The following is a 16,763-nucleotide window of genomic DNA, read 5'->3' on the forward strand; positions in this document are numbered from 1 at the left end:
TGCTTTGCAAGGCGAGGGCTTCTTTCTACGCCACAATATGTAAGTGCTTCAGCAACTCTTCAGCCCGTCCGTCCTGCACACGCTCGACCTGATCGGCATCTTCGTCTTCGCCATCTCCGGCGCCCTGCTGGCCGTCCGGAAGAACTTCGACGTGTTCGGGATCGCCGTGCTGTCCGAGATCACCGCCCTCGGCGGCGGTCTCTTCCGCGACCTGATCATCGGTGCCGTCCCGCCCGCCGCCTTCACGGATCTGGGGTACTTCGTCACCCCGCTGCTGGCCACCGTCCTCGTCTTCTTCCTGCACCCGCACGTCGAGCGCATCCAGTCCGCCGTCAACGTCTTCGACGCGGCCGGCCTCGGCCTCTTCTGCGTCGTCGGCACCACCAAGGCGTACGACTACGGGCTCGGCCTCACCGCGTCCGCCTGTCTGGGCCTGGCCACGGCGGTCGGCGGCGGTGTGCTGCGGGACGTGCTCGCCAACGAGGTGCCCTCGCTGCTGCGCTGGGACCGCGACCTGTACGCGGTGCCGGCGATCGTCGGCGCGGCCATGGTCGCCCTCTGTCTGCGCTTCGACGTGCTGAACCCGTTGACCAGCACGACCGCGGCCGTCACCGCCTTCGTGCTGCGGCTGCTGGCGATGCGCTTCCACTGGCGTGCGCCCCGCGCCTGGCACCGGCGTTCGACGGTCAGTGAGGAGTGAGCGAAGCCGGCGAGTGAGCAAAGCTACCGCTTAGTATTATCTTCTTGTACTGTTCACCCATGCCAGAAGCAGCCTCCGCACAGGCCACCCGGGCCGTCATCGGTGACAGTGAGTTCGACCGCGACACCGCGCTCACCCAGCGGGAACCCGGCGTCTACGACATCGACCTCTCCGCCGGCTGGACGATCATCAACGCCGTCAACGGCGGGTACCTGCTGGCCGTCCTGGGCCGCGCCCTCGCGGACGCGCTGCCGCACTCCGACCCCTTCACGGTCTCCGCGCACTACCTGACGGCCTCCCAGCCGGGCCCGGCGGTCGTCCGCACCGAGACCGTCCGCACCGGGCGCACGCTCTCCACCGGTCAGGCGTCCCTCTTCCAGCGCGACGAGCAGGGCAACGAGGTCGAGCGCATCCGCGTCCTCGCCTCCTACGGCGACCTGGACTCCCTCCCCGAGGACGTCCGTACGACGGCCGTGCCGCCCGCGATGCCGCCGATGGACCAGTGCTTCGGCCCCGAGGACGGCCCCGCCCCCGTCGACGGAAGCTCCGAGATCGCCGGCCGGCTGATGCTGAAGCTCGACCCGGCGACCCTCGGCTGGGCCCTCGGAAAGCCGTCCGGCAAGGGCGAGATGCGCGCCTGGTTCGGTCTCGCCGACGGCCGGGACCCCGACCCGCTCGCGCTGCTGCTCGCGGTGGACGCGCTGCCGCCGACCGCCTTCGAGATGGGCCTGACCGGCTGGGTGCCCACGGTCGAGCTGACCGTCCATGTGCGCTGCCGCCCGGCGCCGGGTCCGCTGCGCGTGTCCATCACCACCCGCAACCTCGCGGGCGGCTTCCTGGAGGAGGATGCCGAGGTCTGGGACAGCGCCGGCCGTCTCGTCGCGCAGTCCCGCCAGCTGGCGCGCGTGCGGCTGAGCTGAACCACCGGCGCCGAACTGCCGGTGAGGGGGCGGTACTGGGTCACCTGCGACCCCGTACCGCCCCTTCGCCGTGTCACCGTCCCCCGGCCGTGTCCGTCCCGTCGAGCCAGTGCCGGCGCCCCACATGGATGAGCCGCAGCTGACGGGCCGCCACCTTCGACACCCGCTCCCGCGCCCCGGGTGAACTCGCCGGCGCCTCCAGGAAGAGCGAGGCCGTGATCAGCATCTGGTCGACGTAGAGCTGGGCCAGCATCAGCAGGTCCTCCTCGCTCCAGCCCGCCGACTCCGCGTCCCCGGCCAGTGCCTCCCCGACCTCCGCCGTGAACCGGGCCAGCTGCTCCTGTATCGCCTCGCGGACCGGCCGTACCCCGCCGTGCCGCTCCCGGGCGACGAACCTCACATGGGCCGGGTGCGCGTCCACATGACGGGCGATCAGCTCGATGGCGCGCGCGATGCGCTCCTCGCCCTCGCCGGCCGGGGTCACCGTCGTCCGGATCATCGGGTGCAGGCTGCCCAGCGCCTCCTCCACCAGCGCCACGCCCAGGTCCTCCACCGACCGGAAGTGCCGGTAGAAGGCGGTCGGGGCGATCCCGACGGCACGCGTGACCTCACGCAGGCCCAGGCTGCTCAGGCTCTGGCCCTCCAGCAGTTCGAGCGCCGCGTCGAGGAGCGCCTGCCGGGTCTTCTGCTTCTGGGCCTGACGGATGCCGGACGTGTGACTCATGCCATGCAGTTAACAACTGTTCTCCCACATTGAAAAGTGAGAGCGACGCTAGACTGGGAAGTCAGTGAACAAGTGTTACTACAACCGTTCACCCAACCTTGGGGGATCCGACTCATGCTGTTCCTCGTCGCCGCACTGCTGCTGATGGGCGTCGTCCTCGGCGCCGTCGCGCACGCGCCGCTCACCTTCACCGTCGCCGCCGGCGCCGTCATCGCCGTCTGGCTCGGCATCTTCGCCCTGCGCGAGCTCCACGGCCACGACCGCGGCACCTCCGCGCACTGACCCGCACGGCCCGTCCGACCGCCCACCGACCGCAGGAGTCGATCACCATGCAGCTCACCGCACCGGCCGGCCGCCGCACCGGGATCCGCGACACCGACGGCATGGCCGTCGCGTCGTTCGTCCTGGGCCTGCTCGGCCTGCTCGTCCTCAACGTCTTCCTCGGCCCCAGCGCCATCGTGCTGGCGTCCGTCGCCCTGCTGCGGGGGACCGCGCGCCGCGGCCGCGCCCTCCTCGGCCTGGGCCTCGGCGTCGCCGACCTCGTGGTCCTCGCCGTGTTCATGCAGGCGGACGGCACGATCTCCTGGAGTTTCTGAGGGGCGGTTCCGCCGCACCCGCCGTCCGCGGGTCACATCCCGGCCACCGGAATCCGTGGGTCATGCACCGGGCCCCGTAGAATCGGCCCCACCATGGCTTACCTCGACCACGCCGCGACCACCCCGATGCTGCCCGAGGCGGTCGAGGCGCTCACCGCGCACCTGGGCGTCACCGGCAACGCCTCCTCCCTGCACGCCGCCGGCCGCCGCGCCCGGCGCACCGTCGAGGAGGCCCGCGAGACCCTCGCCGACGCCCTCGGCGCCCGCCCCAGCGAGATCGTCTTCACCTCCGGCGGCACGGAGGCCGACAACCTCGCCGTGAAGGGCCTGTACTGGGCGCGCCGCGACGCCGACCCGGCCCGCACCCGGGTCCTCGCCAGCCCCGTCGAGCACCACGCCGTCCTCGACGCCGTCGACTGGCTCGCCACGCACGAGGGCGCCACCGTCGAGTACCTCCCCGTCGACGCGCACGGCCGGGTCCACCCCGACACCCTGCGCGAGGCCATCGCCCGCAACCCCGACGACGTCGCCCTCGCGACCGTGATGTGGGCCAACAACGAGATCGGGACGATCCTGCCGGTCGCGGAACTCGCCGCCGTCGCCGCCGAGTTCGGCATTCCCCTGCACTCCGACGCGGTCCAGGCCTTCGGCCAGGTCCCGGTGGACTTCGCCGCGTCCGGGCTCGCCGCGATGACCGTCTCCGGCCACAAGATCGGCGGCCCGTACGGCATCGGCGCCCTGGTCCTGGGCCGCGAGCACACCCCCGTGCCCGTACTGCACGGCGGCGGCCAGGAGCGGCACGTCCGCTCCGGCACCCTCGACGTGCCCGCGATCGCCTCCTTCTCCGTCGCCGGACGGATCGCAGCCGAAGAGCGGGAGCGGTTCGCCCGGGAGATCGGACGGCTCCGCGACGACCTGGTCGCCGCGGTCCTCGAGGCCGTCCCCGACGCCATCCTCGGCGGCGACCCCGCCCCCGGCGGCCGCCTCCCGGCCAACGCCCACTTCACCTTCCCCGGCTGCGAGGGCGACTCCCTGCTGCTCCTCCTGGACGCCCAGGGCATCGAGTGCTCCACCGGCTCCGCCTGCACCGCCGGCGTCGCCCAGCCCAGCCACGTCCTCCTGGCCACCGGCACCGATCCGGACCTGGCCCGGGGCACCCTCCGCTTCTCCCTCGGCCACACCTCGACGGACGCCGACGTGGAGGCCCTCGCCAAGGCCATCGGCCCGGCGGTGGAACGAGCACGGGCGGCGGGACTGAGCTGAGGGGGTTCCCGGATCCCCGGGTGACTACGAACCCGGCGTGGGGCTCCCCGAACCCCCCGCCGGGGCGGCCGATCGTTTCTCCTCCGACTGTGCCGTGCCCGCGCGGCGGACCAGCTTGAGGTAGCGGTCCCAGTCCCAGTGGGGGCCCGGGTCCGTGTGGTCCGTGCCCGGGACCTCGACGTGGCCGATGATGTGCTCGCGGTCCACCGGTATGCCGTAGCGGGCGCATATACGGGCCGTCAGGCGGGCCGAGGCCGCGTACATCTCGTCCGTGAAGTCCTCCGGGCGGTCCACGAAGCCCTCGTGCTCGATGCCGACGCTGCGTTCGTTGTAGTCCCGGTTGCCCGCGTGGTAGGCCACATCCAGCTCGCGGATCATCTGCGTGATCCGGCCGTCCTTGCCCACGATGTAGTGCGCCGACGCCTTGTGGCCCGGGTCCTGGAACGCCCGCACCGCGCTGTCCAGGCTGCCCTGCGTGACATGCACGACCACCATGTCGATGCGGTAGTCGTCCGGCCGGTCGGCGCCGCGCCAGTTGGCGTCCGACGCGGCCACCCAGCGGGCGCCCGCGAAGTCGACCTCACCCGGCTTGCGCGGCTTGTCGATCCCGGGCAGCCGCCACCACAGCCGCGCCAGCTCGTCGCGCGCCACCGCCGCCGTGCCCGCCGCCGCCACGAGCCCGCCCACGATCAGCGCGCGCCGCCCGATGCGCCGGTCCCCGTCCTCGGATGCTCCCTTGGCCCCCATATGATCGTGAACGCATATCCGGCGGCCGCGGTTCCCGCGCCCCCGTACCCTGGAGGGGCTATGACTGACACCCCGCAGCGCACCCGCCCCCTCCGCGTCCTGGCCGCCATGTCCGGAGGCGTCGACTCCGCCGTCGCCGCCGCCCGCGCCGCAGAAGCGGGTCACGACGTGACCGGCGTCCACCTCGCGCTCTCCGCGAACCCCCAGTCCTTCCGCACGGGCGCGCGGGGCTGCTGCACCATCGAGGACTCCCGCGACGCCCGCCGCGCCGCCGACGTCATCGGCATCCCCTTCTACGTGTGGGACCTCGCCGACCGCTTCCGCGAGGACGTCGTCGAGGACTTCGTCGCCGAGTACGAGGCCGGCCGCACCCCCAACCCGTGCCTGCGCTGCAACGAGAAGATCAAGTTCGCCGCGCTGCTCGACAAGGCGCTCGCGCTCGGCTTCGACGCCGTCTGCACCGGCCACTACGCCAAGGTGATCCTCCGCGAGGACGGTACCCGCGAACTGCACCGTGCCTCCGACCTGGCCAAGGACCAGAGCTACGTCCTCGGCGTGCTCGACGACCGCCAGCTCGCCCACGCCATGTTCCCCCTCGGCGACACGGTCACCACCAAGGAGGAGATCCGCGCGGAGGCCGAGCGCCGCGGGCTCGCCGTCGCCAAGAAGCCCGACTCGCACGACATCTGCTTCATCGCCGACGGTGACACCCAGGGCTTCCTCGCCAAGCGGCTCGGCAAGGCCGAGGGCGACATCGTCGACGAGTCCGGCGCCAAGATCGGCACCCACGAGGGCGCGTACGGCTTCACCATCGGCCAGCGCAAGGGCCTGCGCATCGGCACCCCCGCCCCCGACGGAAAGCCGCGCTACGTCCTCGACATCTCCCCGGTGGACAACACGGTGACCGTCGGCCCCGCCGCCTCCCTCGACGTCGGCGCCCTCACCGCGATCCGCCCCCGCTGGTGCGGCTCCGCCCCGACGGGCCCCGGCACGTACACGGCCCAGCTGCGCGCCCACGGCGACGAGACCCCGGTGACCGCCGAACTCGTCGGCGAGGAGCTGCGCGTGCGCTTCGCCGAGCCGGTCCGCGGCGTCGCCCCCGGCCAGGCGGTCGTCCTCTACGACGGCACGCGCGTGGTGGGCTCGGCGACCATCGCCGCCACGGAGCGGGCCACGGCGGACGTGGCCTGACCGGCCCGGCCCCGGCGGTCCCCCGGGACCACCGGGATCAGCGCGAGAAGAACTCCGCCAGCACCGGCGCCAGGACGTCCGGTTCGGCCATGTGGGTCTGTCCCTCGAGGGTGCGGTACGTGCCCCGGGGGACCGACTCCGCGATCGCCCTGGCCGCCTGACGCATCCACACCGGGCTCGCGTCGCCCGCGATGGACAGCACCGGCGCCTCGATCTTCGCCAGCATCTTCCGCGGCACGCTCCCGTCGCCCATCACGGCGTCGTCGTACGCCAGGCTCGGCGCCAGCGCCTCCATGCCCGCCCACATCGGCGACTGCCGCGCGCTCCGGATCACCGCGTCATCGAGCCCGGTGAGCTGGAGGAAGAGTTCCACCGCGTCGCCCCGCCGCCCCTCCTCCAGGGCCGCCGTCAGGCGTTCCGTGTACCGGGCGCGCTCCGCCAGATGCTCCTCCGACATGGCGTACGGCGTCTCGTACACCGCGACCTGGCGCACCGGCAGCCCGCTCGCCGCCGCCCGCAGCGCCAGCGCGCCGCCCGAGGAGACGCCGTACAGCCCCGCCTCCCCGCCCGTCGCCTCGATCAGCGCAGCCAGGTCCTCCACCTCCCGCTCCACCGAGTACGGCGGTGTGTCACCGCTCGCGCCCCGGCCCCGGCGGTCGTAGACCACCACCCGGAACCGTTCGGAGAGCGGGGCGGCCAGCGGCGCCACCGTGGCGCCCGTCGACATCGCGCCGCTGACGAGGACGATCGTGGCGCCGCGGCCGGCGCTCTCGTAGGCGAGGGTGGTGCCGTCGCGCGAGGAGATGTTCTGGTCCATGTCTCACCAGACTGCCGCACGGCGCGGAAATCGTCGGTGAGGCGGACGGCGCGTCCGCCGATCACACCCCGTGCGCGCCGGTCAGCCCACTTCCGTGTCGTAGAAGCACAGGTGGTCCTTGATCGGCGCCACCGCCGGCTTCGGGTCCGGGTAGGACCACACCAGGTCGGGGGCGTCCGGCAGCGACCAGTACGACGCGGTCCCCTTGAACGGGCAGTACGTGTGCGTCGCCGACGGCGTCAGCAGGTCGAGCCGCACGTCCTCCGGCGGGATGTACCAGCGCGGGGGACAGCCCGTCTCGTGCAGCACCAGCGCCCGGTCGCTCTCCGCCAGCACGCGTCCGTCGCGCACCACGCGCACGCGCCGGCCGCCGGGCTCGACGGTGATCCGATGGCCTGTGGTCACGGCGTCCTCCTCGTCGTTCGGTCCACTCCTACAGCGTCCCCCGGGGCGGCCTTCTTCCCGGGCGTAGGCTGGCGCCCGTGAACATCTGTGTCTTCCTCTCCGCCGCCGACCTCGACGACCGCTACACACGCCCCGCGCGGGAGTTCGCGCGCCTGCTCGGCAAGGGCGGCCACACCCTGGTCTGGGGCGGCTCGGACGTCGGCCTGATGAAGGTCGTCGCCGACGGGGTGGAGGAGTCCGGCGGACGCCTCCTCGGCGTCTCGGTGGAGTTCCTCGCGGCGAAGGCACGCCCCGGCGTCGACGAGATGGTGGTCGCCAAGGACCTCGCCGAGCGCAAGCGACTCCTGCTGGAGAAGGCCGACGCGGTCGTGATCATGGTGGGCGGCACCGGCACCCTCGACGAGGCGACCGAGATCCTGGAGCTGAAGAAGCACGGCCACACCGACAAGCCGGTGGTGCTGCTCAACACCGCGGGCTTCTACGACGGCCTCAAGGAGCAGTTCCGCCGCATGGAGGACGAGGGTTTCCTGCCCCGCCCGCTGGCCGAGCTGGTCTTCTTCGCCGAGGAGCCGGTGGGCGCGCTGGCCTACCTGGAGGAGAGCCTGGGCGTCGCCTGACCGCGCGGTGATGCGAGCATGGCGGACATGGCTACACATGTGATCACCGGAGCCGGCTCCGGCATCGGCGCGGCCGTCGCGCGCCGCCTCCACGCGCGAGGGGACGACCTCGTGCTCCACGCGCGCGACGCGGGCCGCGCGAAGGAGCTGGCCGGCGAGTTCCCCGGTGCCCGCACCCTGGTCGGCGACCTGGCCGACCCCGACCGGCTCAGCTGGGCGTTCTCCCACCAGTCGCTGCCCGGCCAGGTCGACTCGCTGCTGCACATCGCGGGCGTCGTGGACCTCGGCCCCGTCGGCGATCTCACCCCGAAGAGCTGGCGCCACCAGCTCAACGTCAACCTCGTCGCCCCCGCCGAACTGACCCGCCACTTCCTGCCCCAGCTCCGCGCGAGCCGAGGCCACGTGATCTTCGTCAACTCCGGTGCCGGCCTCGCCGCCCACGCCGACTGGTCCGCGTACGCGGCCTCCAAGCACGGCCTGAAGGCCCTCGCCGACTCCCTCCGCCACGAGGAGCACGCCAACGGCGTCCGCGTCACGTCGGTCTACCCGGGCCGCACCGCGAGCCCCATGCAGGTGAAGGTCCACCAGCAGGAGGGCAAGGACTACGACCCGCAGAAGTGGATCGACCCCGAGTCGGTGGCGACGGCGATCCTCATGTCCCTGGACCTCCCGAGGGACGCGGAAGTGAACGATCTGACGGTGCGGCCAGGCAAGTAGAGCCTGTCCGGCGCTCGAGGACGAGGCCCGAAGGGCCGAAGGGGGGTCTGGGGGCGCAGCCCCCAGGGAACGGGAAGGGAAGGGGCGGCGGGGGCGAAAACCCCCGGCGCCCCACTGCGTACGCTTCCCGTGTGAACGACACCCTTCGCTTCGCCCCCGCCACCGGCATCGGCTCTCTCCCCGGCACGGACGCCAGAGAAGCCGCCAAGGCGGCCACAGGCAGCTTCGAGGACTTCCCCCACCTCCCCGAACTCCCCGCCCGAGGCCCCGGCGCCGACATGATCGGCCGCACCGCCGGCCTCCTCGTCGAGCTCTACGCGCGCGTGGAGCCCAGCGGCTGGCGGATCGGCGACCGTCCGGGCCGGGACACCCGCCGCGCCCGCTCCTGGCTGCGCGAGGACCTGGACGCGCTGGAGGAGTTCACGCAGGGCTACGAAGGACTCCTCAAGGTCCAGGCGGTGGGCCCCTGGACCCTCGCCGCGTCCCTGGAGCTGAAGAACGGAGAGGCCGCCCTCTCCGACCCCGGCGCCTGCCGCGACCTCGCCGCCTCCCTCGCCGAGGGCCTGCGCCTGCACCTCGACGAGGTCCGCCGCCGGGTCCCCGGCGCGCAGCTCGTGCTCCAGCTCGACGAACCGTCCCTCACCGCCGTTCTGCGCGGTCAGGTGAAGACCGCCAGCGGCTACCGCACCCACCGCGCCGTCGACCGCCAGATCGTCGAGGGCGCCCTGCGCGACGTCGTCGCCGTGCACGACGGCGGGCCGGTCGTGGTCCACTCGTGCGCCCCGGACGTCCCGTTCGCCCTGCTGCGGCGGGCGGGCGTGACGGGCATCTCGTTCGATTTCTCCCTCCTCACCGAGCGTGACGACGAGGCGATCGGTGAGGCGGTCGAGGACGGCACCCGCCTGTTCGCCGGTGTCGTGCCGGGCACGGACGCCCCATTGTCGGACCCTGCCGGTAGCGTCATGGGTGTCAGGACGCTCTGGCGCAGGCTGGGGCTGCGGCCGGGACTTCTCCCGGAGGCGGTCACGATCACCCCGGCGTGCGGCCTCGCGGGGGCCTCCCCGGGGTACGCGCGATCGGCGTACGCCCACTGCGTCCGGGCGGCGAGATCCCTCGCGGACAACCCTGAGTAACGGGAGGACACACGGTGGCCGGCGACAAGCAAGCGGAGACGACGAGCGTGCCCGCACAAGCGCGGGAGCGGCACGCCACGCTCGCCGAGCAGATCGAGGAGCACCGCTTCCGGTACTACGTGAAGGACGCCCCCGTCATCAGCGACGCGGAGTTCGACCGCCTGCTGCGCGAGCTGGAGCAGCTGGAGGAGCGCTACCCGGAGCTGCGCACGCCGGAGTCGCCGACCCAGAAGGTCGCCGGGTCCTACGAGACGGAGTTCACCTCCGTCGAGCACCGCTCCCGGATGCTCTCCCTGGACAACACGTTCAACGACGAGGACCTCGCCGCCTGGGCGGACCGCATCCACCGCGAACTGGGCGACCAGCCCTACCACTTCCTGTGCGAGCTGAAGGTCGACGGCCTGGCGGTCAACCTCACCTACGAGCGCGGCCGGCTGGTGCGCGCGGCGACCCGCGGCGACGGCCGCACGGGTGAGGACATCACGCCCAACGTCCGCACCATCGCCGAGATCCCGGACCGCCTCAAGGGCGACAAGGTGCCCGACGTCGTGGAGGTCCGCGGCGAGGTCTACTTCCCGATGGAGAAGTTCCAGGAGCTCAACGCCCGCCTGGTGGAGGCCGGCGAGAAGCCGTTCGCCAACCCGCGCAACGCGGCCGCCGGTTCGCTGCGCCAGAAGGACCCGCGGGTCACCGCCGCCCGCCCGCTGCACATGGTGGTGCACGGCATCGGCGTGCTCGAGGGCTACGAGGGCCTGACCCGGCTCTCCCAGGCCTACGAACTGCTGAAGCAGTGGGGCCTGCCGACCTCCCCGCACAACCGGGTGGTCGACGACCTGGAGGGCGTGCGGGAGTTCATCGCCTACTACGGCGAGAACCGTCACTCCGTGGAGCACGAGATCGACGGCGTCGTCGTCAAGCTGGACGAGATCCCCCTCCAGGGCCGCCTCGGCACCACCTCGCGCGCCCCGCGCTGGGCCATCGCGTACAAGTACGCGCCGGAGGAGGTCAACACCAAGCTGCTGAACATCCGCGTGGGCGTCGGCCGCACCGGCCGTGTCACGCCGTACGCGCAGGTCGAGCCGGTGACCGTGGCCGGCTCGGAGGTCGAGTTCGCCACGCTGCACAACCAGGACGTGGTGAAGGCCAAGGGCGTCCTGATCGGCGACACGGTGGTGCTGCGCAAGGCCGGCGACGTCATCCCGGAGATCCTCGGCCCGGTGGTGGACCTGCGGGACGGCAGCGAGCGCGAGTTCGTGATGCCGTCCGAGTGCCCCGAGTGCGGTACGCCGCTCCGGCCGATGAAGGAGGGCGACGTCGACCTGCGCTGCCCCAACGCCCGCACCTGCCCGGCCCAGTTGCGCGAGCGGCTGTTCTACCTGGCCGGCCGCAAGGCGCTGGACATCGAGCACTTCGGGTACGTCGCCGCCACCGCCCTCACCAGCCCGCTGGAGCCCGAGGAGCCGCCGCTGAAGGACGAGGGCGACCTGTTCGACCTCACCGTCGAGCAGCTGCTGCCCATCAAGGCGTACGTCCTCGACCAGGACAGCGGACTGCCCAAGCGGGACCCGAAGACCGGCGAGGAGAAGGTCGTCACCGTCTTCGCCAACCAGCAGGGCGAGCCGAAGAAGAACGCCCTGGCGATGCTGAGGAACATCGAGGCCGCCAAGGACCGCCCGCTGGCCCGGGTGCTCACCGCCCTGTCGATCCGTCATGTCGGGCCGGTCGCGGCGGAGGCGCTGGCCCGTGAGTTCCGCTCCATGGACCGCATCGAGCAGGCCACCGAGGAGGAGCTGTCCGCCACCGAGGGCGTCGGCCCGACCATCGCCGCCTCCCTCAAGGAATGGTTCGCCGTGGACTGGCACCGGGAGATCATCCGCAAGTGGAAGGCGGCCGGAGTCCGCATGGAGGACGAGCGCTCCGGCGAGGACGAGGGCCCGCGCCCGCTCGAAGGACTCACGGTCGTGGTGACCGGGACACTGGAGAACTTCACCCGGGATGGCGCGAAAGAGGCCCTGCAGAACCGGGGCGCGAAGGTGACCGGATCGGTCTCCAAGAAGACGTCGTTCGTCGTCGTGGGCGACAACCCAGGATCAAAGTATGACAAAGCGGTGCAGTTGAAGGTGCCGGTTCTGAACGAGGACGGTTTCCAGGTGCTGTTGGAGCAGGGACCCGACGCCGCGGCCGAAGTCGCCCTTTCGGCCGAGGAGTAGCGGTTGAAGCCCACCCGATAGGCGCATACCAGATGCATACGGGTGGCTGGGGCGCATTCGGGCAACCGTCGGCGACCGGTGCCCGTACAAGCCTTCAGCGGCCTACTGTTGAGATGTGCGCCTGCCGTGCCCAGTTGCGGTCGGGGCAACCCCCGTACCCGTGACGGGTCCGGGGAAGGGCTTTCCACAGCGGAGCCGCTGAGGGATGTCGGGCATCGGGCCGCGTGGCGTGGGCACCGCCGGCTGTGAGAGGGACGGGAATGGAACCGACCGAGAGCGCCGCCCCGGGCTCACGGCTGCGCCTGCGCCGCCTGGCGGTCGTCCGGCGGCGCGGCCGTGAGGACGGGCGGCCCGCGGAGCGACCGGACGCGCGGGGGCGCACCGGGTCGTGCGCCGCGGACACGCGCGACGCCGGCGCGGCAGGCCCGGCCGGCGGGCACGGCATCGGGGAGTCCGCGACGGAGACCGAACGGCACCCGTCCTGGCCCGCGTTGCCCACCGCGGTCGTCGCGGCGGCCGGCTTCGTCCTCGGGGCCGGCTTCCTGCGCGCCTTCACCGGCGGGCACGCCCTCTTCCCGTCCGGCACGGTCGGCTGGTCGCTGGCCGTGCTCACCGGCATCATCGTCGGCCACCTCGTGATGCTGGGCCGCTCCCGCTGGTGGGGCGGCACCGGCTCCGGCGCGGCCCTCACCCTCGCCGTGCTGCTGCTCTACGGCTGGGTCCCGTCCGGCATGGTCAGCCTCACCGTCGTCGTCCTGGTCGGCATAGCCCGCCGGGGCCGCTGGCGGCAGGGCGTGCTGCACGGCGCGGTCGACCTGCTCGGCATCGGCGCCGGAGCGCTCGTCCTGGCCGCGTTCGGCACCGTGCCGTCCGTCGAGTCGCCGTCCACCCCCGACACGTGGACCCTTTACACCGGTCCCGGCGTGGTGCTCGTCGCGGCCGCCTATCTCGCGGTCACCCGCACCCTGTTGTGGTACCTGCACACCCCGCGCTCCGGCCTGCCCACCGTCGCCCGCACCGCCCTGGTCCGCCAGGGCCTCGTCGCGGTCGCCCTGCTCGGCATCGCCCCGCTGGTGTGCGTGGTCGCCGACGCCAAGCCCGTGCTGCTGCCGCTGTTCGCCATCCCGCTGATCGCCCTCGACTCCACCCTGTGGATAGCCCGCGCGCGGGCCGAGGAGCAGCTGCGCGACCCGCTCACCGGACTGCCCAACCGGCAGTGGCTCCAGGAGCGCATCTGGACCGCGCTCGACGACGCCGAGCGGGCCGGCTCCCGCGCCGCGCTCATGCTCATCGACCTCGACCGCTTCCGGTCGGTCAACGACACCCTCGGCCATCTCGCCGGCGACCGGCTGCTCCTGCAGATCGCCGACCGGCTGAGAGCGGCCCTGCCGCGCGGGGCGGAGGCCGCGCGGCTCGGCGGCGACGAGTTCGCCGTGTTACTGCCCGCGGCGGACTCCACCACGTCCGCGACCCGCGCCGCCCGCGGACTCGTCGCGGCCCTCAGCTCCCCGCTCGACCTCGACGGGCTCACCCTCGTCCTGGAGGCGAGCGCGGGAGTCGCCGTCTTCCCGGACCACGCCTCCGACGCCGAAGGACTGCTGCGGCGTGCGGACGTGGCGATGTACCAGGCCAAGCGGGACCGCACGGGCGTCGAGGCGTACGAGTCCAAGCGGGACTCCAACACCCCCGACCGGCTCGGGCTGCTGGGCGACCTGCGGCGCGCCCTCGACGCGCACGAGGTGGAGCTGCACTACCAGCCGAAGGTCCGCTTCGACGGCCAGGTCGCCGGCCTGGAGGCGCTGGTGCGGTGGGTGCACCCGGAGCGCGGGCGAGTCCCCCCGGACGAGTTCATAGCCATAGCCGAGTCGTCGGGGCTGATGCCCCAGCTCACCGAGTACGTGCTGGAGACCGCGCTCGGGCAGGTCGCCGAGTGGCGGTCCCAGGGCCTGTTCGTGCCGGTCGCCGTCAACGTCTCACCGCGCGACGTCCACAGCCCCGGCTTCGCCGGCTCCGTCGCCGCGCGCCTGGCCCGGCACGGGGTGCCCGCGGGAGCGCTCCAGCTGGAGATCACCGAGCACGTGCTGCTCGAGGACCCGACGCGGGCCGCCGACACCCTCAACGCGCTGACCGGGCACGGCGTGAAGATGTCCCTCGACGACTTCGGCACCGGCTACTCCTCGCTGGTGCACCTGCGGCGGCTGCCGGTCAGCGAGCTGAAGATCGACCGCTCGTTCGTGGCCCGGCTCGCCGTCGACACGGAGGACGCGGAGATCGTACGCTGCACGATCGACCTGGCCCACTCCCTGGGGCTGCTCGTCGTCGCCGAGGGCGTCGAGGACGACGAGACGTGGGAACGGCTGCGGGACCTGCGGTGCGACGCGGTGCAGGGGTGGCTGGTCGCCGCCGCGATGCCGCCGGACGAGACCACGGCGTGGCTGCTGGCGCGGGGGTCGCGGGGGTGGCAGCGGCCCGCCGCGGCGTTGCCCGCGGCCACGGGTACGGCGGAGGACTGACCTCCGTCCGGGACACCCGCCGTGCCTCGGGTGCGGGTCCGCCGTGGCCGGCCGCGCGGTTCCCCGCGCCCCTCACGGGGCGAAGGGTTTCACGGGCACGGGTGCCCGCCCCATAGGATTGGTCCCAAACCACACACACTCACCCCAGAGGATCGCTGCATGCCTGGCATCACGCGCGAGGAGGTCGCCCACCTCGCCCGGCTGGCGCGTCTGGAGCTGAAGCCCGAAGAGCTCGACCACTTCGCGGGCCAGCTCGACGACATCATCGGCGCGGTCGCCCGCGTCAGCGAGGTCGCCGACCAAGACGTACCGCCGACCTCGCACCCGCTCCCGCTGACGAACGTCATGCGGGCCGACGAGGTCCGTCCCTCGCTCACCCCCGAGCAGGCGCTCTCCGGCGCCCCGGCCCAGGAGCAGCAGCGTTTCAAGGTGCCGCAGATCCTGGGGGAGGAGTAAACCGCCATGAGCGATCACATCATCAAGCTCACCGCGGCCGAGACCGCAGCGAAGATCGCCTCCGGCGAGCTCACCGCGGTCGAGGTCACCGAGGCCCACCTGGCCCGCATCGAGGCCGTCGACGAGAAGGTGCACGCCTTCCTGCACGTCGACCGTGAGGGCGCTCTCGCGCAGGCCCGCGCCGTCGACGCCAAGCGCGAGCGCGGCGAGAAGCTCGGCCCGCTCGCCGGTGTGCCCCTCGCGCTGAAGGACATCTTCACCACCGAGGGCATCCCGACCACCGTCGGCTCCAGGATCCTCGAAGGCTGGATCCCGCCGTACGACGCGACGCTCACCAAGCGCCTCAAGGACGCCGACGTCGTCATCCTCGGCAAGACCAACATGGACGAGTTCGCCATGGGGTCCTCCACCGAGAACAGCGCCTACGGCCCGACCGGCAACCCGTGGGACCTCACCCGCATCCCCGGCGGCTCCGGCGGCGGTTCCTCCGCCGCGCTCGCCGCGCACATGGCCCCGCTGGCCATCGGCACCGACACCGGCGGCTCCATCCGCCAGCCGGCCGCCGTCACCGGCACGGTCGGCGTGAAGCCGACGTACGGCGCGGTGTCCCGGTACGGCATGGTGGCGTTCTCCTCCTCCCTCGACCAGGGCGGCCCCTGCGCCCGCACGGTCCTGGACGCGGCCCTGCTGCACGAGGTGATCGCCGGGCACGACCCGATGGACTCCACCTCCATCGACGAGCCGGTCCCGCCGGTCGTGGAGGCCGCCCGCAGCGGCAGCGTCCAGGGCATGCGCGTCGGTGTCGTCAAGCAGTTCCGCGGCGAGGGCTACCAGGCCGGCGTCGTCCAGCGCTTCGACGAGTCGGTCGAGCTCCTCAAGGAGCTGGGCGCCGAGATCGTCGAGCTGGACTGCCCGTCCTTCGACCTGGCGCTCTCCGCGTACTACCTGATCGCGCCCTCCGAGTGCTCCTCCAACCTCGCCCGCTTCGACGGCCTGCGCTACGGCGTGCGCGTCGGCGACGACGGCACGCACTCCGCCGAGGAGGTCACCTCCCTGACCCGCGAGGCCGGCTTCGGCGACGAGGTCAAGCGCCGCATCATGCTCGGCACGTACGCGCTCAGCTCCGGCTACTACGACGCGTACTACGGCAGCGCCCAGAAGGTCCGCACGCTCATCAAGCGGGACTTCGACAAGGCCTTCGAGCAGGTCGACGTGATCGTCTCCCCGACGACCCCGACCACCGCCTTCCCGATCGGCGAGCGCGCCGACGACCCGATGGCGATGTACCTCGCGGACCTGTGCACCATCCCGACCAACCTGGCGGGCAACGCCGCCATGTCGCTGCCCTGCGGCCTCGCGCCGGAGGACAACCTGCCGGTCGGGCTGCAGATCATCGCCCCGGTCATGAAGGACGACCGCCTCTACAAGGTGGGTGCCGCCGTCGAGGCCGCCTTCGTGGAAAAGTGGGGCCACCCGCTGCTCGAGGAGGCTCCGTCGCTGTGAGTGCACTGACCAAGGCCAAGGGCTTCAAGAAGTCCCGGTCCGGTACGTACCTGTCCATGGCCGCCACCGCGTTCGGCGCGGTCGGCGTCGCCAAGCGGCTGAAGAAGGCGCGCGCCGAGAAGGACACCCTGGTCCTGATCGACGCCACCGTGTCCGCCGCCGCGATCGTCACCGGCCTCGCCATCCTCTACCGCGAGCTGAAGCGGCTGGGCGACGACGACGTCCTGCTGGGCTGAGAGGGAAGTTTTCAC

Annotated in this window: 18 protein-coding genes; 14 read left to right on the top strand and 4 right to left on the bottom strand. The window is 72.4% G+C overall.

The features are described from left to right. The first annotated feature begins 43 nt into the window (after nucleotides 1-43). Together AY578_RS23265 and AY578_RS23270 are read left to right on the top strand one after the other, a co-directional pair. Nucleotides 44-700 carry a trimeric intracellular cation channel family protein gene (locus tag AY578_RS23265; protein ID WP_019524366.1) on the top strand — a complete coding sequence of 219 codons (657 nt, stop codon included), beginning with the start codon at nucleotides 44-46 and terminating at the stop codon, nucleotides 698-700. Between the two features lie 59 nt (nucleotides 701-759). Next, entirely contained in the window at nucleotides 760-1,620 is an 861-nt protein-coding gene (locus AY578_RS23270) for a thioesterase family protein (protein WP_019524367.1), read from the top strand. 73 nt (nucleotides 1,621-1,693) lie between these two features. Here AY578_RS23270 and AY578_RS23275 read toward each other — a convergent pair whose 3' ends face one another. Next, a complete protein-coding gene (locus tag AY578_RS23275) occupies nucleotides 1,694-2,344 on the bottom strand; it encodes a TetR family transcriptional regulator (RefSeq protein WP_019524368.1) in 651 nt (216 codons plus the stop codon). A gap of 114 nt (nucleotides 2,345-2,458) precedes the next feature. On the opposite strand from AY578_RS23275, the gene AY578_RS23280 reads away from it, so the two are divergent. From AY578_RS23280 to AY578_RS23290, 3 genes are all read left to right on the top strand, one after another. Next, nucleotides 2,459-2,626: a hypothetical protein gene (locus tag AY578_RS23280; protein ID WP_019524369.1), complete on the top strand. Its 168-nt coding sequence runs from the start codon at nucleotides 2,459-2,461 to the stop codon at nucleotides 2,624-2,626. A 47-nt stretch (nucleotides 2,627-2,673) separates the two neighbouring features. After that, nucleotides 2,674-2,940: a hypothetical protein gene (locus AY578_RS23285; RefSeq protein WP_019524370.1), complete on the top strand. Its 267-nt coding sequence runs from the start codon at nucleotides 2,674-2,676 to the stop codon at nucleotides 2,938-2,940. 93 nt (nucleotides 2,941-3,033) lie between these two features. Then, nucleotides 3,034-4,203 carry a cysteine desulfurase family protein gene (locus AY578_RS23290; protein WP_136239238.1) on the top strand — a complete coding sequence of 390 codons (1,170 nt, stop codon included), beginning with the start codon at nucleotides 3,034-3,036 and terminating at the stop codon, nucleotides 4,201-4,203. Between the two features lie 24 nt (nucleotides 4,204-4,227). Here AY578_RS23290 and AY578_RS23295 read toward each other — a convergent pair whose 3' ends face one another. Then, a complete protein-coding gene (locus tag AY578_RS23295; protein WP_161109014.1) occupies nucleotides 4,228-4,950 on the bottom strand; it encodes an N-acetylmuramoyl-L-alanine amidase in 723 nt (240 codons plus the stop codon). Between the two features lie 60 nt (nucleotides 4,951-5,010). On the opposite strand from AY578_RS23295, the gene mnmA reads away from it, so the two are divergent. Next, a complete protein-coding gene (gene mnmA / locus AY578_RS23300; protein ID WP_028961718.1) occupies nucleotides 5,011-6,141 on the top strand; it encodes a tRNA 2-thiouridine(34) synthase MnmA in 1,131 nt (376 codons plus the stop codon). Between the two features lie 37 nt (nucleotides 6,142-6,178). Here mnmA and AY578_RS23305 read toward each other — a convergent pair whose 3' ends face one another. Together AY578_RS23305 and AY578_RS23310 are read right to left on the bottom strand one after the other, a co-directional pair. Next, nucleotides 6,179-6,958 carry an alpha/beta fold hydrolase gene (locus tag AY578_RS23305; RefSeq protein ID WP_019524374.1) on the bottom strand — a complete coding sequence of 260 codons (780 nt, stop codon included), beginning with the start codon at nucleotides 6,956-6,958 and terminating at the stop codon, nucleotides 6,179-6,181. Between the two features lie 81 nt (nucleotides 6,959-7,039). After that, nucleotides 7,040-7,363, bottom strand: a complete 324-nt coding sequence (locus AY578_RS23310; RefSeq protein WP_136239237.1) for a DUF427 domain-containing protein — start codon at nucleotides 7,361-7,363, stop codon at nucleotides 7,040-7,042. A 77-nt stretch (nucleotides 7,364-7,440) separates the two neighbouring features. Between AY578_RS23310 and AY578_RS23315 the strand changes: the two genes are divergently transcribed. From AY578_RS23315 to AY578_RS23350, 8 genes are all read left to right on the top strand, one after another. Next, entirely contained in the window at nucleotides 7,441-7,980 is a 540-nt protein-coding gene (locus AY578_RS23315; protein WP_019524376.1) for an LOG family protein, read from the top strand. Between the two features lie 18 nt (nucleotides 7,981-7,998). After that, nucleotides 7,999-8,697, top strand: coding sequence for an SDR family oxidoreductase (locus AY578_RS23320; protein WP_136239236.1), 699 nt, complete (start codon nucleotides 7,999-8,001; stop codon nucleotides 8,695-8,697). Between the two features lie 131 nt (nucleotides 8,698-8,828). Further along, nucleotides 8,829-9,830: a methionine synthase gene (locus AY578_RS23325; protein ID WP_019524378.1), complete on the top strand. Its 1,002-nt coding sequence runs from the start codon at nucleotides 8,829-8,831 to the stop codon at nucleotides 9,828-9,830. Nucleotides 9,831-9,844: 14 nt separating this feature from the next. Next, nucleotides 9,845-12,040: an NAD-dependent DNA ligase LigA gene (gene ligA / locus AY578_RS23330; RefSeq protein ID WP_136239235.1), complete on the top strand. Its 2,196-nt coding sequence runs from the start codon at nucleotides 9,845-9,847 to the stop codon at nucleotides 12,038-12,040. 260 nt (nucleotides 12,041-12,300) lie between these two features. Further along, nucleotides 12,301-14,553, top strand: coding sequence for a putative bifunctional diguanylate cyclase/phosphodiesterase (locus AY578_RS23335; RefSeq protein ID WP_019524380.1), 2,253 nt, complete (start codon nucleotides 12,301-12,303; stop codon nucleotides 14,551-14,553). A gap of 159 nt (nucleotides 14,554-14,712) precedes the next feature. Next, nucleotides 14,713-15,009 carry an Asp-tRNA(Asn)/Glu-tRNA(Gln) amidotransferase subunit GatC gene (gene gatC / locus AY578_RS23340; protein ID WP_006130840.1) on the top strand — a complete coding sequence of 99 codons (297 nt, stop codon included), beginning with the start codon at nucleotides 14,713-14,715 and terminating at the stop codon, nucleotides 15,007-15,009. Between the two features lie 6 nt (nucleotides 15,010-15,015). Beyond that, entirely contained in the window at nucleotides 15,016-16,512 is a 1,497-nt protein-coding gene (gatA, locus tag AY578_RS23345; protein WP_136239234.1) for an Asp-tRNA(Asn)/Glu-tRNA(Gln) amidotransferase subunit GatA, read from the top strand. Further along, on the top strand, nucleotides 16,509-16,748 hold the full coding sequence (locus AY578_RS23350) for a membrane protein (RefSeq protein ID WP_019524382.1): 240 nt from the start codon (nucleotides 16,509-16,511) through the stop codon (nucleotides 16,746-16,748). Before gatA ends, AY578_RS23350 begins: the two co-directional genes overlap by 4 nt. The last annotated feature ends 15 nt before the right edge of the window (nucleotides 16,749-16,763 follow it).

The organism is Streptomyces thermocarboxydus (assembly GCF_024760485.1).
In the GTDB taxonomy this organism is placed as follows: domain Bacteria; phylum Actinomycetota; class Actinomycetes; order Streptomycetales; family Streptomycetaceae; genus Streptomyces; species Streptomyces cellulosae.

Bases quoted from the DNA above. Each gene is read 5' to 3' on its own strand.
- AY578_RS23270 (WP_019524367.1), top strand. From the start codon at position 760: ATGCCAGAAGCAGCCTCCGCACAGGCCACCCGGGCCGTCATCGGTGAC.
- AY578_RS23275 (WP_019524368.1), bottom strand. From the start codon at position 2,344: ATGAGTCACACGTCCGGCATCCGTCAGGCCCAGAAGCAGAAGACCCGG.
- AY578_RS23280 (WP_019524369.1), top strand. From the start codon at position 2,459: ATGCTGTTCCTCGTCGCCGCACTGCTGCTGATGGGCGTCGTCCTCGGC.
- AY578_RS23285 (WP_019524370.1), top strand. From the start codon at position 2,674: ATGCAGCTCACCGCACCGGCCGGCCGCCGCACCGGGATCCGCGACACC.
- AY578_RS23290 (WP_136239238.1), top strand. From the start codon at position 3,034: ATGGCTTACCTCGACCACGCCGCGACCACCCCGATGCTGCCCGAGGCG.
- AY578_RS23295 (WP_161109014.1), bottom strand. From the start codon at position 4,950: ATGGGGGCCAAGGGAGCATCCGAGGACGGGGACCGGCGCATCGGGCGG.
- mnmA (WP_028961718.1), top strand. From the start codon at position 5,011: ATGACTGACACCCCGCAGCGCACCCGCCCCCTCCGCGTCCTGGCCGCC.
- AY578_RS23305 (WP_019524374.1), bottom strand. From the start codon at position 6,958: ATGGACCAGAACATCTCCTCGCGCGACGGCACCACCCTCGCCTACGAG.
- AY578_RS23320 (WP_136239236.1), top strand. From the start codon at position 7,999: ATGGCGGACATGGCTACACATGTGATCACCGGAGCCGGCTCCGGCATC.
- AY578_RS23335 (WP_019524380.1), top strand. From the start codon at position 12,301: ATGGAACCGACCGAGAGCGCCGCCCCGGGCTCACGGCTGCGCCTGCGC.
- gatC (WP_006130840.1), top strand. From the start codon at position 14,713: ATGCCTGGCATCACGCGCGAGGAGGTCGCCCACCTCGCCCGGCTGGCG.
- gatA (WP_136239234.1), top strand. From the start codon at position 15,016: ATGAGCGATCACATCATCAAGCTCACCGCGGCCGAGACCGCAGCGAAG.